This is a genomic window from Azohydromonas aeria, assembly GCF_009760915.1.
GTDB lineage: Bacteria > Pseudomonadota > Gammaproteobacteria > Burkholderiales > Burkholderiaceae_C > Azohydromonas > Azohydromonas aeria.
In genome coordinates this window covers 327,361-339,545 of record NZ_VIDQ01000001.1, presented here as the reverse complement: position 1 = coordinate 339,545, position 12,185 = coordinate 327,361, and the positions used below count along the sequence as shown (strand labels likewise).

18 protein-coding genes are annotated in these 12,185 nt (G+C 70.9%); 13 read left to right on the top strand and 5 right to left on the bottom strand.

The annotated features are described in order from the left end of the window. The first annotated feature begins 70 nt into the window (after positions 1-70). From ureA to lysM, 11 genes are all read left to right on the top strand, one after another. On the top strand, positions 71-373 hold the full coding sequence (ureA, locus tag FJ694_RS01690; RefSeq protein ID WP_157263763.1) for an urease subunit gamma: 303 nt from the start codon (positions 71-73) through the stop codon (positions 371-373). Between the two features lie 44 nt (positions 374-417). After that, complete coding sequence (locus FJ694_RS01685) at positions 418-597, top strand: hypothetical protein (protein WP_157263761.1); 180 nt, start codon at positions 418-420, stop codon at positions 595-597. A 2-nt stretch (positions 598-599) separates the two neighbouring features. After that, positions 600-908 (top strand): urease subunit beta, encoded by a 309-nt coding sequence (locus FJ694_RS01680; protein ID WP_157263861.1) that lies wholly within the window; start codon positions 600-602, stop codon positions 906-908. Between the two features lie 7 nt (positions 909-915). Then, positions 916-2,643, top strand: a complete 1,728-nt coding sequence (gene ureC / locus FJ694_RS01675; RefSeq protein WP_157263759.1) for an urease subunit alpha — start codon at positions 916-918, stop codon at positions 2,641-2,643. A gap of 37 nt (positions 2,644-2,680) precedes the next feature. After that, positions 2,681-2,914: an addiction module protein gene (locus tag FJ694_RS01670; protein WP_157263757.1), complete on the top strand. Its 234-nt coding sequence runs from the start codon at positions 2,681-2,683 to the stop codon at positions 2,912-2,914. Continuing rightward, entirely contained in the window at positions 2,911-3,207 is a 297-nt protein-coding gene (locus FJ694_RS01665) for a type II toxin-antitoxin system RelE/ParE family toxin (RefSeq protein ID WP_157263755.1), read from the top strand. Before FJ694_RS01670 ends, FJ694_RS01665 begins: the two co-directional genes overlap by 4 nt. Before the next feature lie 30 nt (positions 3,208-3,237). Beyond that, positions 3,238-3,882, top strand: a complete 645-nt coding sequence (locus tag FJ694_RS01660) for a LysE family translocator (RefSeq protein WP_157263753.1) — start codon at positions 3,238-3,240, stop codon at positions 3,880-3,882. A 75-nt stretch (positions 3,883-3,957) separates the two neighbouring features. After that, the gene (gene ureE / locus FJ694_RS01655; protein WP_157263751.1) at positions 3,958-4,695 is read left to right on the top strand and encodes an urease accessory protein UreE; all 738 of its coding nucleotides are present in this window, start codon (positions 3,958-3,960) and stop codon (positions 4,693-4,695) included. After that, positions 4,695-5,378 carry an urease accessory protein UreF gene (locus tag FJ694_RS01650; RefSeq protein ID WP_157263749.1) on the top strand — a complete coding sequence of 228 codons (684 nt, stop codon included), beginning with the start codon at positions 4,695-4,697 and terminating at the stop codon, positions 5,376-5,378. Before ureE ends, FJ694_RS01650 begins: the two co-directional genes overlap by 1 nt. 20 nt (positions 5,379-5,398) lie before the next feature. After that, on the top strand, positions 5,399-6,046 hold the full coding sequence (gene ureG, locus FJ694_RS01645; RefSeq protein WP_157263747.1) for an urease accessory protein UreG: 648 nt from the start codon (positions 5,399-5,401) through the stop codon (positions 6,044-6,046). Between the two features lie 95 nt (positions 6,047-6,141). Then, entirely contained in the window at positions 6,142-6,660 is a 519-nt protein-coding gene (lysM, locus tag FJ694_RS01640; protein ID WP_157263745.1) for a peptidoglycan-binding protein LysM, read from the top strand. A 117-nt stretch (positions 6,661-6,777) separates the two neighbouring features. On the opposite strand, the gene FJ694_RS01635 is transcribed toward lysM, so the two are convergent. The 5 genes from FJ694_RS01635 to FJ694_RS01615 form a co-directional block, all read right to left on the bottom strand. Then, positions 6,778-7,044, bottom strand: coding sequence for a (2Fe-2S)-binding protein (locus FJ694_RS01635; RefSeq protein ID WP_157263743.1), 267 nt, complete (start codon positions 7,042-7,044; stop codon positions 6,778-6,780). Positions 7,045-7,233: 189 nt separating this feature from the next. After that, complete coding sequence (gene bfr / locus FJ694_RS01630; protein WP_157263741.1) at positions 7,234-7,713, bottom strand: bacterioferritin; 480 nt, start codon at positions 7,711-7,713, stop codon at positions 7,234-7,236. 150 nt (positions 7,714-7,863) lie between these two features. Beyond that, positions 7,864-8,493 (bottom strand): response regulator, encoded by a 630-nt coding sequence (locus FJ694_RS01625; protein WP_157263739.1) that lies wholly within the window; start codon positions 8,491-8,493, stop codon positions 7,864-7,866. Further along, positions 8,490-9,926: a HAMP domain-containing protein gene (locus tag FJ694_RS01620; RefSeq protein ID WP_232539843.1), complete on the bottom strand. Its 1,437-nt coding sequence runs from the start codon at positions 9,924-9,926 to the stop codon at positions 8,490-8,492. Before FJ694_RS01620 ends, FJ694_RS01625 begins: the two co-directional genes overlap by 4 nt. A 23-nt stretch (positions 9,927-9,949) precedes the next feature. Then, on the bottom strand, positions 9,950-10,882 hold the full coding sequence (locus FJ694_RS01615; RefSeq protein ID WP_232539842.1) for an alpha/beta fold hydrolase: 933 nt from the start codon (positions 10,880-10,882) through the stop codon (positions 9,950-9,952). Positions 10,883-11,052: 170 nt separating this feature from the next. Here FJ694_RS01615 and pqqA point away from each other — a divergent pair, with 170 nt between their 5' ends. Then, a complete protein-coding gene (gene pqqA / locus FJ694_RS01610) occupies positions 11,053-11,127 on the top strand; it encodes a pyrroloquinoline quinone precursor peptide PqqA (RefSeq protein WP_144290218.1) in 75 nt (24 codons plus the stop codon). 118 nt (positions 11,128-11,245) lie between these two features. Continuing rightward, on the top strand, positions 11,246-12,166 hold the full coding sequence (gene pqqB / locus FJ694_RS01605) for a pyrroloquinoline quinone biosynthesis protein PqqB (protein ID WP_157263737.1): 921 nt from the start codon (positions 11,246-11,248) through the stop codon (positions 12,164-12,166). Positions 12,167-12,185: the final 19 nt, after the last annotated feature.

Below are 12,185 nucleotides of genomic sequence, written 5' to 3'. Positions count from 1 at the left end.
GTTCAAGAAACGCACCAGCGACCCCCCATTGGAGGGATGTCCGGCATCCATCGTGCTAAAAGTCCGGCCCATGGAACTCACGCCCCGCGAGAAAGACAAGCTGCTGATCTTCACCGCCGCGCTGCTGGCCGAGCGCCGCCGCGCGCGCGGCCTGAAGCTCAACTACCCCGAGGCCGTGGCGCTGCTGAGCGCCGCCATCATGGAGGGCGCCCGCGACGGCAAGTCCGTGGCGCAGCTCATGGGCGAAGGAAAAACCATCCTCAGCCGCGACGACGTGATGGAGGGCGTGGCCGAGATGATCCCGGAGATCCAGATCGAGGCCACCTTCCCCGATGGCACCAAGCTGGTCACCGTGCACCAACCCATTGCCTGAGCAGGCACCACATCGGTGCAACAACAACCCAAAAACGCACAACCATGAAGCATTCCCTGAAGGCTATTTTTGCCGCCGCGCTGGGCGGCGCCGCCGGCCTGGCGCAGGCGCATGAAGGCCACGGCCTGCCCGGCGTCTCGCACTGGCATGCCGGCGACACCTTCGGCTACGTCGTGCTGGCCGCGGTGGTGGCCGCGGCGCTGTGGAGCACGCGGCGCAAATGAGCATGATCCCCGGCGAGCTGCTCACCGACGACGGCGCCGAGCTGGAGCTCAACCCCGGGCGGCGCACGCTGCAGCTCGTGGTGGAGAACGCGGGCGACCGCCCGATCCAGGTCGGCTCCCACTACCACTTCGCCGAAACCAACGGCGCCTTGCGCTTCGACCGCGAGGCCGCGCGCGGCATGCGGCTGAACATCCCTTCGGGCACGGCGGTGCGCTTCGAGCCGGGCCAGCAGCGCACGGTCGAGCTGGTCGATTACGCCGGCGCGCGCGAGGTCTGGGGCTTCCGGGGCCTCGTTCAAGGAAAGCTCTGACACACCCATGGCAAGAATCTCCAGGCGTGCCTACGCCGAAATGCTCGGCCCCACCGTGGGCGACCGGCTGCGGCTGGCTGACACCGAGCTGCTGATCGAGGTCGAGAAGGATTTGACTTTGTCCGCCGGCGGCTACGGTGAGGAAGTCAAGTTCGGCGGCGGGAAAACGGTGCGCGACGGCATGGGACAAGGGCAGCGGCCCAACGGCCCGGGCCCGGCCGAGGCCGTGGACTGCGTGATCACGAACGCGCTGATCGTGGACCACTGGGGCATCGTCAAGGCCGACATCGGGCTGCGCGGCAGCCGCATCGCGGCCATCGGCAAGGCCGGCAACCCGGACGTGCAGCCGGGCGTGGACATCGTCATCGGCCCGGGCACCGAGATCATCGCGGCCGAGGGGATGATCGTCACCGCCGGCGGCATCGACACGCACATCCACTGGATCTGCCCGCAGCAGATCGAGGAGGCGCTGAACTCGGGCGTGACCACCATGATCGGCGGCGGCACCGGCCCGGCCACCGGCACCTTCGCCACCACCTGCACGCCCGGGCCGGAGAACATCGCGCGCATGCTGCAGGCGGCCGAGGCCTTCCCGATGAACATCGGCTTCCTGGGCAAGGGCAACGCCAGCCGGCCCGAAGGGTTGCGCCAGCAGATCGAGGCCGGCGCGCTGGGTCTGAAGCTGCACGAGGACTGGGGCACCACGCCGGCGGCCATCGACTGCTGCCTCAGCGTTGCGGAGGAAACCGACACGCAGGTGGCGATCCACACCGACACGCTCAACGAGTCGGGCTTCGTCGAGGACACGATCGCCGCCTTCAAGGGCCGCACCATCCACAGCTTCCACACCGAGGGCGCCGGGGGCGGGCATGCGCCGGACATCATGCGCGTGGTGGGCGAGGCCAACGTGCTGCCCTCCTCCACGAACCCGACGCGGCCGTACACGGTCAACACGCTCGACGAGCACCTGGACATGCTGATGGTGTGCCACCACCTGGATGCGTCCATCGCCGAGGACCTGGCCTTTGCCGAGAGCCGCATCCGGCGCGAGACCATCGCGGCCGAGGACATCCTGCACGACCTGGGCGCCATCAGCATCTTCAGCTCCGACTCGCAGGCCATGGGCCGCGTAGGCGAGGTGATCATTCGCTGCTGGCAGACGGCGCACAAGATGAAGGTGCAGCGCGGGCCGCTGGAGGGTGATTCCGCGCGCAACGACAACGAGCGGGTGAAGCGCTACGTCGCCAAGTACACGATCAACCCGGCGCTGGCGCAGGGCGTGTCGCACGAGGTGGGCTCGATCGAGGTGGGCAAGTGGGCCGACCTCGTGATCTGGAAGCCGGCCTTTTTCGGCGTGAAGCCGTCGCTGGTGCTCAAGGGCGGCTTCATCGCCGCGGCGGCGATGGGCGACCCGAACGCCTCGATCCCGACGCCGCAGCCGGTGCACTACCGGCCGATGTTCGGCGCCTATGGCGGGGCGCTGTCTGCGGGGTCGCTGAGCTTCGTGTCGCAGGCGGCGCTGGCGATGGGCTCGCTGGAGCGGCTGAACCTGCGCAAGACGCTCTCGGCGGTGCGCGGCTGCCGCACGGTGAAGAAGGCCGACATGGTGCGCAACGCCTACACGCCGCACATGGAGATCGACGCCCAGACCTACGAGGTGCGCGCCGACGGCCAGCTGCTGACCTGCGAGCCGGCGAAGGTGCTGCCGATGGCGCAGCGGTATTTCCTGTTCTGAGATCCTGTCAGCACCATTTGCCTTGCTGGAGTTCCCCATGACCGTTCCCGTTCAAGAGCTGCAAGCACAGGTGCTCGGTCTGCCGGCTGAGGAACGGGCTCGGCTGCTGGAGGTACTGCTTGCGAGCTTCGAGCCGCAAGGCGAGGCGCCTGAAAGCCAGGAGACCTGGCTGCGGCTGGCGCAGCAGCGGCGCGAGGAGGTTCGCGCCGGGAAAGTGGCCATGGTGCCTGGAGACGAGGCGCTGGCACGGATTCGAGCCCGGCTGGGATGAGCCACTGGCTCCATCCGGATGCCGAGGCTGAGCTGGGCGACGCCTCCGTGTACTACGCCAGGCACGCCAGCCGGGCCATTGCCGAGGCCTTCCTGCAGGAGTACGAGCGGGTCCTGGGTCTGCTGATCGAGAACCAGCAACTGGGTCAGCATGGGAACTTCGGCCTTCAAGTTTTTCATTTCGACCGCTTCCCCTACACGTTGATTTACGAGGAAGACACCGAGCGGGGTCCGCAGATCTACGCCGTGGCTCATCAACGCCGCAAGCCGGGCTATTGGCAGGGTCGCGTCTGAGGGCTCCGTCACCTCGCTTGAAGAATGCCCATGGACACCCTGCTCCCCTCCACCCCGCTGCTCATCGCCTTCCTCGGCGCCAGCCTGGTGCTGGCGCTGACGCCGGGGCCGGCCGTGGTCTACATCCTCACGCGCACGCTGGCGCAGGGGCGCGCCAGCGGGCTGGCCTCGGTGGCGGGCGTGGCGCTCGGAAACCTGGGCAACGCCGCGGGCGCGGCGCTGGGGCTGGCGGCGCTGTTCGCGGTGTCGTCGCTGGCCTTCACCGTCGTGAAGTGGCTGGGTGCCGCCTACCTGATCTACCTCGGCGTGCGGCTGTGGCGCCAGGGCGATGCGCCGGCGGACGCGCCGCGGCTGCGCGAGCAGAGCCACCGGCGCGTGTTCGCCGACGGCTTCGTGGTCGCGCTGCTGAACCCCAAGACCGCCCTCTTCTTCGCCGCCTTCCTGCCGCAGTTCATGAACCCGCAGGGCCCGCTGCTGGCGCAGAGCCTGCTGCTGGGCGCGCTGTTCGTGGCCGTGGCCGCCAGCACCGACCTGCTCTACGTGCTGGGCGCCAGCGTGCTGGCGCCGCGGCTGCGGCGCGGCGTTGCGCAGGCGCGCTGGGGCCGGCGTGCGGCGGGGTCGTCCTTCATTGCGCTGGGGCTGCTCACGGCGCTGTCGGAGCGGCCGCGCGGCTGATCCAGGGCCCTGTCACTCCTTTTGAAATCCCGCCCGACCGGCCGTCCGGTCGGTCATTCCGCATACTGCCGCCCCATGCTGACCGTCAACAAACTCCTGCCCCGTGGGCAATCGCTGGCGCCCGCGCTGCGCCGCCGCGCCGCCACCCTCGAACTCGACTGGGACACGCGCCAGAAGAGCCGCTTCGAAGCCACCGACAGCCAGGGCCGCTCCCTGGGCGTGTTCCTGCCGCGCGGCAGCGTGGTGCGCGGCGGCGACGTGCTCGTGGCCGAGGACGGCTCGCTGGTGCTGGTGCAGGCCGCGCCGCAGCCGGTGCTGGAAGTGCGCGCCATTGAACCCTTCGCGCTGCTGCGCGCCGCCTACCACCTGGGCAACCGCCACGTGCAGCTGGAGCTGCAGCCCGACCACCTCAAGCTGGAGCCCGACCACGTGCTGGCGCAGATGCTGCGCCAGATGGGCCTGCAGGTGGCCGAGGCGCAGGCCGCCTTCGAGCCCGAGTCCGGCGCCTATGCCGCGGGCGGCCATGGGCATGGGCATGACCACGAACAGGCCCAGGAATCCGGCCACGTCCACGGCCCCGGCTGCGGACACGACCACGGCCACGATCACGCGCATGGCCACGCGCACGACCACGGCCATGTGCACGGCCCGGGCTGCGGCCATGACCACGGGCACGGTCACGCGCACGAGCACGCCCCGGCGCCGGCGCCCGCGCCCGCGCGCGGCAAGCCGCTGGGCATTCCCGTGGCGGCCGCGCCGGTGCCGCACGTGCACGGCCCCGGCTGCGGGCACGACCACGGGCACGAGCACTGATGGCACCGCAAGCGCTGCTCGACCTGCTGTGGCTGGCTTCGCCGGCGCTGCCGGTGGGGGGCTTCAGCTATTCCGAGGCGCTGGAGGCGGCGGTCGATAGCGGCCGGGTCACCGACGAAGGTAGCGCCGGCGCCTGGCTGCGCGACCAGCTCGCGCTGTCGCTGGCGCGCGCGGATCTCGCCGTCGTCGCCGCCGCGCATGCGGCCTGGCGCGACGGCGACGAAGGCCGCATCCGCGCCCTCAACGACTGGGTGCTGCTCACGCGCGAGAGCAGCGAGCTGCGCCAGCAGGCCGAGCAGATGGGCCGCTCCATGCTGGAGTGGCTGCGCAACCAGCCCGGTGCGGGTGACGACGCGCGCCTGGCACTGCTGGGCAGTCTGAAACCGCCGACCTGGCCCGTGGCCTGGGCGCTGGGCGCGGCGCGCGGCGGCGCCGCGCCGGAGGCGGTGCTCACGGCGCACGCCTTCGGCTGGGCCGAGAACCTGGTGCAGGCCGCCTTGAAGGCCGTGCCGCTGGGCCAGAGCGCGGGGCAGCGCATCCTGGCCGGCCTGTCGGCCGACATTCCCGCCGCGGTGGCGCACGCGCTCAGCCTCGACGATGGCGCGCGCCAGGCCTTCACGCCGATGCTGGCCATCCTCTCCGCCCGGCACGAGACCCAGTACTCCCGCCTGTTCCGTTCCTGAATCAAGCAAGAACAAGTCACATGACCAAGCTGCACTCGATCCCGAACCGCACCAAGAAACTGCCGCCGCTGCGCGTCGGCGTCGGTGGGCCCGTGGGCTCCGGCAAGACCACCCTGGTGGAGATGCTGTGTAAAACCATGCGCGAGCGCTGGGACCTGGTGGTGGTCACCAACGACATCTACACCAAGGAAGACCAGCGGCTGCTGACGGTGGCCGGCGCGCTGGAACCGGAACGCATCATGGGCGTGGAGACGGGCGGCTGCCCGCACACGGCGATCCGCGAGGACGCCTCCATCAACCTCGAAGCGGTGGACCGGATGCTGGAGAAGTTTCCGGACGCGGACGTGGTGTTCATCGAGTCCGGCGGCGACAACCTCGCCGCCACCTTCAGCCCCGAGCTGTCCGATCTCACCATCTACGTCATCGACGTGGCCGCGGGCGAGAAGATCCCGCGCAAGGGCGGCCCCGGCATCACCAAGAGCGACCTGTTCGTCATCAACAAGACCGACCTGGCGCCGCACGTCGGCGCCGACTTGGCGGTGATGGAGGCCGACACGAAGCGCATGCGGCCGAGCCGGCCCTACGTCATGACCAACCTGCGCACGAAGCAGGGGCTGCAGGACGTGGTCGAGTTCATCGAGACGCGCGGAATGCTGCGCCAGGGCTGAACGCCCGCGTCACAGGCGTATCCGTCCCCAACGCTCCCGCCCCGGGGGCACGCCGCCTGCCCTGGGGTGCTTCCCGATTCAAGCAAGGAGCACCCATGGGTCTGTTGAACTTCGTGAAGGAAGCCGGCGAGAAGCTGTTCCACCGTGGCGGGGCCGACAAGCCGGCCGCCGGTGCCGCCGCCGCGCCGGCCGCGGCGCCGACGCAGGCCGACGTGGCCAAGCTGAACCAGGAAGCCGGCGACGCCATCGAGCGCTACGTGCAGCAGCTCGGATTGCAAGTGCAGGGGCTGCAGATCACCTTTGACGGCGCCACCTCGACCGCCACCGTCGCCGGCCAGGCCCCGGACCAAGCCACCAAGGAAAAGGTGCTGCTGGCCGCCGGCAACGTGCAGGGCGTGGCCGGCGTGACCGACCAGATGACGGTGGCCCAGGCCGCCGAAGCGCCGGCGCAGTTCCACACCGTGGCCTCGGGCGACACGCTCTCGAAGATCTCGGCCAAGTTCTACGGCAGCCCTAACGAGTACCAGCGCATCTTCGAGGCCAACAAGCCGATGCTCTCGGACCCGAACAAGATCTACCCGGGCCAGGTGCTGCGGATTCCGGCGAAGCAGTAAAGCCGTCGGCTGACGGCTGCAACCGGCCCGGAAACGACGATGCCCGCCATGGGCGGGCATCTGCATCCTTCAGACCACGCGGGCCACCACGGCCCGCGACTTCATCACTTCAAGCCGTCACACCGGCACCAGCGAGTACACCGTGCGGCGCGGTGCGGCCGGCGCCGGGGCGGCGGGCTTGCCGCCAGTCACGGCGGCGATGCTGGTGAGGTTGGCGTGGCTGGCCAGCGCCGTGTCGAACACCTCCACCGCGCAGTCGTGGCAGCAGCCGCAGTTGCGGGCGATGCAGGTGTCGTCCTGCAGTTCCTCGAAGTCACGGGTGCCCGTGCGCACGGCCTCGCGGATGTCGCGGTCGCTGATTCGATGGCACAGGCAGACGATCATGGCGGCACTCACTGATGAAGTGACGCCAGTATGGCAAATGAGAATGCTTCTCAGCAAGTATTCCGTCTGAAACGCAGGGGCTTGGTGCGTCGCAGCAACGGGGCTGTGCCGGCTCGCACCGGGACGGGACGGCGGCACGGCGCGGAGTGCTGCGGCGCCGCGCCGCCGCCCGAAGGCAGCGCCCGGCCGTCAGCTGCCGCTGTGGTCCATCTGCGACTGCAGGTAGTTCTGCTCGCCGACCTGGCCCACGAGGTCGATCTGGGTTTCGAGGTACTCGATGTGCTCCTCGGTGTCCTCCAGGATGTCGGTGAGCAGGTCGCGCGTGACGTAGTCGCGCACCGACTCGCAGTGCTGGATGGCGTCGCGCAGCACCACGGCCGAGCCGATTTCCAGCTTGAGGTCGCAGCTCAGCGTCTCGATGGCGTTCTCGCCGATGAGCAGCTTGCCCAGGTCCTGCAGGTTGGGCAGGCCTTCGAGCATGAGGATGCGGTCGATGATCTTGTCCGCGTGCTTCATCTCCTCGATGGACTCGTCGTACTCGTGCTTGGCCCAGCGCCCGAAGCCCCAGTGCTTGAGCATCCGGTAGTGCAGGAAGTACTGGTTGATCGCCGTGAGCTCGTTCTTGAGCTGGGCGTTGAGAAAGTCGATGACTTGGGGATCACCCTTCATGAGCACTCCTTGGGGGGTTGTTGTTGAGCGGAGAACTCGGATTTTGGCCGCCGCGGCGCCGGCCGGGCCTTTGTCCCTTGCATCACGCTCTGGATGCGATGCATTCGCATGGCCCGGGCCCGGGCCCGTCCCGGGGCCGGCGCGGCCCGTTCAGGCCTGCAGCAGCCCCCAGCGCAGCGCCACCAGCGTGAGCTCGGACTGGTTGCTGGCGCCGAGCTTCTGCTTGACGTGGTAGAGGTGCGTGCCCACGGTGCTGGGCGAAAGCTTCAGGTCCGCCGCGATCTGCGCCACGCTGCGCCCGCGCGCGAGCTGGATGAAGACGGCGAACTCGCGCTCGGACAGCAGGTCCACCGGGTTGGCATCGCCTTCGAGCTGCGCCAGCGCCAGCGCCTGCGCGGTGCGCGCGTCCACGTGGCGGCGCCCTTCGGCCACCGCGCGCACGGCGGCGACGAGCTCGTCGGGCGCGGAGCGCTTGGCCAGGTAGCCCAGCGCGCCGGCGCGCAGCACGCGCTGCGGGTGGGCGGTGTCCTCGTGCGCCGACAGCACCAGGATGCGCGCGCGCGCATCCTGCGCCACCAGCCGGCGCACCGCCTCCAGCCCGCCCATGCCCGGCATGGACAGGTCCATCAGCACCACGTCCGGGCGCAGCGAGGCGTAGAGCTGCACGGCCTGCTCGCCGTCGCCGGCCTCGCCCACGACCTCGATGCCGGCATCGGCCAGCAGCATCCGGAAACCCATGCGCACCAGCGCGTGGTCGTCCACCAGCAGCGCGCGCGTCACGGCGACTCCTTGTGTTCATTGGCGGCGGATCCCGCCCCCAGCGGCAGCGCCACCTGCAATTCCACCCCCTGCGGCGCGGCGGGCTGCACGGACAGCCGTCCGCCCAGGCTGCCCACGCGCTCCTCCAGCCAGCGCAAACCGTGGTGTCCCGGGCGCTCCTGCCACTGCGCGGGCAGGCCGCGGCCGTCGTCGCGCAGGCGCAGGTGCACTTCGCCGGCCCCCTCCTCCTGCCACAGCCGCAGCTCGATGCGCGTGGCCGCGCCGTGGCGCAGCGCGTTGGTCAAGCCTTCCTGCGCGGCGCGGTACAGCGCCAGCGCGGCTTCGGGCGCCAGCGGCGCGAGCTCGGCCGGCAGCTGCAGCGAGAGCTGCAGCGCCGGGTGCGCGCGGCGCGTGCGCTCGACCAGGTCCTGCAGCGCCGCGCTCAGGCCCATGCTGTCGAGCACCAGCGGCGCCAGGCGCGGGATCAGCCCGTGCATGGCGTCGTACAGGCGCGAGGACTCGTCGGCAATGATCTGCGCCGCCTGGCGCGACTCGGCGTCCTGCACCCGGCGCGCCACCGCCAGCGCCAGGGAGCGGATGGCGGTCACGGACTGGCCCAGCTCGTCGTGCAGCTCGCGCGCGATGCTGCGCCGCTCCTGCTCGATGTGGTGGTCCAGCCAGCGCGCGAGCTCGCGGCTGTCGCCCAGGCGGCGCTCGGCCAGCACGGCGCGCTTCTCGGTGTCGATGTGCGCGCGCAGCTGCCCCACCATGCGGTTGAAGGCGCGGCCGATGGCCGCCGCCTCGCGCCCGCGCAGCGGCGGCAGCCGCGCGTCGAAGCGGCCCGATTCCAGCTCGCCCAGCGCCTGCTCGATGCGCTTGAAGGGCCGCACCGCGCGCCCGACCAGCCAGAACACCAGCGCATTGAGCAGCACCAGCAGCGCCAGCGCCACGGTGGCGAAGCGCAGCAGCTCGTCCCAGGCGTCGAGCACGGCGCGCGAGGCGTTGGAGCGCACCTCCAGCCGCCCGCCCGGGAATTCGTAGGCCTGCACCAGCGGTACCGGCGCGATGGCGCGCTCGAACCAGTCCGGCGCGTCGCGCCCGGCCTTGTAGGCCGAGGGCGGCGAGGTGTAGAGCACCTGGCCCTGCGGGTCGGTGAAGGTCACCTCGTTGGAGCGGATGCGCCCAAGCCCGTTGAGGAAGCCGACCATGCCCGGCGAGCCCTGCGAGGCCGCCAGCCAGGCGGTGCGGTTGAGCAGCTGCGTGGCGACGCGGTTGGCGGCCACGACCTCCTCCTTCACCGAGTCGCGCAGGTTGCCCAGCTTGAGCACCAGCAGCCAGGCCACGAACAGCACGGTCAGCAGCCCGACCAGCCCGTTGACCTGGGCGCGCAGCGTCAGGCCGGGGCGCGTGGGCGCCGGGGCGGACGCGGGCGGCGCGGGGGGGTCGTCGGGCATGGCCACCGGCGGCTCCAGCACGCTCATTCAGCCGCCCCGAAATCGCCCCGCGCCGCGAAGGCGTCCAGCGCGCGCGCCAGGGCGTCCTGCAGCAGCGGGTGCGCCGGGTCGTGGCCGACACCGGGCAGCATGTCCAGGGTGGCCCAGGGCACGGCCTCGCGCAGCGCCACGCTGCCTTCGGGCGGGCAGACCCGGTCCTCGGCGCCGTGCAGCAGGTGAATCGGCACCCGCGGCAGCGCCGCGCAGCGCTCCAGCAGCGGCGGCGACTGCAGCCAGCAGCCGTTGCGCAGGTAGTGCGCCTGCACCCGGTAGCGGTCCAGCAGCGCGTCCAGCGCCTCGCCTTCGGGCGGCGGCGCGGCGTCGTCCTGGCCGCAGCGGCGGCGCTCCCAGCCCCACCACAGCAGCGCCAGCGCCCGGGCCTGCGCCGCGTCGGCCGCGTCCAGGTCGGGCAGCGTGCGCCAGTCGGGCACCAGCGGCTCGGGGGCGCCGTCGAAGAAGTCCTCGATGTCCGCCTCGCGCGCCAGGAACGTGTTGCGCAGCAGCAGCCCGGACACGGCCTCGGCCTGGTCCAGCGCGTGCGCCAGCGCCAGCGTCGCGCCCCAGGAGCCGCCGACCACAAGCCAGCGCTCGATGCCGAGCCGCCGGCGCAGCAGCCACAGGTCGTCCACGAGCTTGGCCGTGGTGTTGTGGGCGACCTCCCCGCGCGGCGTGCTGCGCCCGGCGCCGCGCTGGTCCGGGCAGATCAGCCGGTACTGCTGCAGGTTGAAACCGCGGCGCAGCAGCGGGCTGCAGCCCGAGCCCGGGCCGCCGTGCAGGAGGAGCACGGGCAGGCCGTCGGGGTGGCCCCACTCCTCCACGTGCAGCACGTGGCCGTGCCCCACGGGCAGGGCATGGGTGCGCGGCGCGGGGCCGGCGGGGAATTCATAAAGCTCGGACACGAGGGCGATGGTAGCCACCGCGCAAGCCCCCCTCAGGGCGGCTTGCAGATTCATGATTTTCATGAGGCGCGAATCCAGAGCGCGGGCCTGTGGCGGCGCGGGCATCGGCCGCACCATGGGCTCCGGAACGTTGTTCCCGCGGACGCCACCTTCGGCGCCGCGACCAACCCGAAAAAAGGAGACCTGACATGCAATGGACGACCCCCGCCGCCACCGATCTGCGCTTCGGCTTCGAGATCACGATGTACGTGGCGGCGCGCTGATCGATCGATCGAGCGCCTGAACCACTGAGTGGATCAGCGGGGCGGCACGGTGCAAGCCGTGCCGCCCCGCCCACATCCGGCCAGACAAAAGAAGAATCCAGACGAGACACGGGACGCCATGCGCATCACGATCCTGGGCTCCGCCGCGGGCGGGGGCTTTCCGCAGTGGAACTGCAACTGCCGCAACTGCGCCGGGCTGCGCGCGGGCACGCTGCGCGCCAAGGCGCGCACGCAATCGTCCATCTTCATCCAGCCCGACGCGGGCGGCGACGGGCTGCTGCTCAACGCCTCGCCGGACATCCTCCAGCAGATCAAGGCCACCCCGGCGCTGCAGCCGGGCCGCGCCATCCGCGACACCGCCATCGCCGCCGTGCTGCTGATGGACGGGCAGATCGACCATGCCACCGGCCTGTTCATGCTGCGCGAGCGCGGCAGCCCGCTGCCGCTGTGGTGCACCGACCCGGTGGCCGAGGACCTCTCCACCGGCAACCCGATCTTCCGCGTGCTGCAGCACTACTGCGGCGTGGACCGGCACCGCATCGAGCCCGACGGCTCGGTCTTTGAAATCCCGGGCCTGGCGCCGCTGACCTTCCGCGCCATCGCCCTGTCCAGCAAGGCCGCGCCCTACTCGCCGCACCGCGACGCGCCGGTGCCGGGCGACAACATCGGCCTGATCGTGACCGACCCGCGCAGCGGCAGGACGCTGTTCTACGCGCCGGGGCTGGGCGAAATCGACCCGCGGGTGGCCGAGGCCATGCACGCGGCCGACGCCGTGATGGTGGACGGCACCTTCTGGACCAACGACGAGATGCAGCGCCTGGGCCTGAGCCGCAAGACCGCGCACGACATCGGCCACCTGGCGCAAAGCGGACCCGGCGGCATGGTCGAGTGGCTCGGGAAACTGCCCGCCTCGACGCGCCGGCTGCTCATCCACATCAACAACACCAATCCCATCCTCGACGCGGACTCTCCGGAGCGCGCCGCGCTGGATCGTGCCGGCATCGCCGTGTGCGAGGACGGCATGACCCTGGACCTCTGAAACCTGACGCACACCCGAC

Coding starts and splice junctions, on each gene's coding strand:
- ureA (WP_157263763.1), top strand. CDS start 71: ATGGAACTCACGCCCCGCGAGAAAGACAAGCTGCTGATCTTCACCGCC.
- FJ694_RS01660 (WP_157263753.1), top strand. CDS start 3,238: ATGGACACCCTGCTCCCCTCCACCCCGCTGCTCATCGCCTTCCTCGGC.
- FJ694_RS01665 (WP_157263755.1), top strand. CDS start 2,911: ATGAGCCACTGGCTCCATCCGGATGCCGAGGCTGAGCTGGGCGACGCC.
- FJ694_RS01650 (WP_157263749.1), top strand. CDS start 4,695: ATGGCACCGCAAGCGCTGCTCGACCTGCTGTGGCTGGCTTCGCCGGCG.
- ureE (WP_157263751.1), top strand. CDS start 3,958: ATGCTGACCGTCAACAAACTCCTGCCCCGTGGGCAATCGCTGGCGCCC.
- FJ694_RS01680 (WP_157263861.1), top strand. CDS start 600: ATGATCCCCGGCGAGCTGCTCACCGACGACGGCGCCGAGCTGGAGCTC.
- FJ694_RS01635 (WP_157263743.1), bottom strand. CDS start 7,044: ATGATCGTCTGCCTGTGCCATCGAATCAGCGACCGCGACATCCGCGAG.
- ureG (WP_157263747.1), top strand. CDS start 5,399: ATGACCAAGCTGCACTCGATCCCGAACCGCACCAAGAAACTGCCGCCG.
- FJ694_RS01685 (WP_157263761.1), top strand. CDS start 418: ATGAAGCATTCCCTGAAGGCTATTTTTGCCGCCGCGCTGGGCGGCGCC.
- bfr (WP_157263741.1), bottom strand. CDS start 7,713: ATGAAGGGTGATCCCCAAGTCATCGACTTTCTCAACGCCCAGCTCAAG.
- ureC (WP_157263759.1), top strand. CDS start 916: ATGGCAAGAATCTCCAGGCGTGCCTACGCCGAAATGCTCGGCCCCACC.
- pqqB (WP_157263737.1), top strand. CDS start 11,246: ATGCGCATCACGATCCTGGGCTCCGCCGCGGGCGGGGGCTTTCCGCAG.
- lysM (WP_157263745.1), top strand. CDS start 6,142: ATGGGTCTGTTGAACTTCGTGAAGGAAGCCGGCGAGAAGCTGTTCCAC.
- FJ694_RS01620 (WP_232539843.1), bottom strand. CDS start 9,926: ATGCCCGACGACCCCCCCGCGCCGCCCGCGTCCGCCCCGGCGCCCACG.
- FJ694_RS01670 (WP_157263757.1), top strand. CDS start 2,681: ATGACCGTTCCCGTTCAAGAGCTGCAAGCACAGGTGCTCGGTCTGCCG.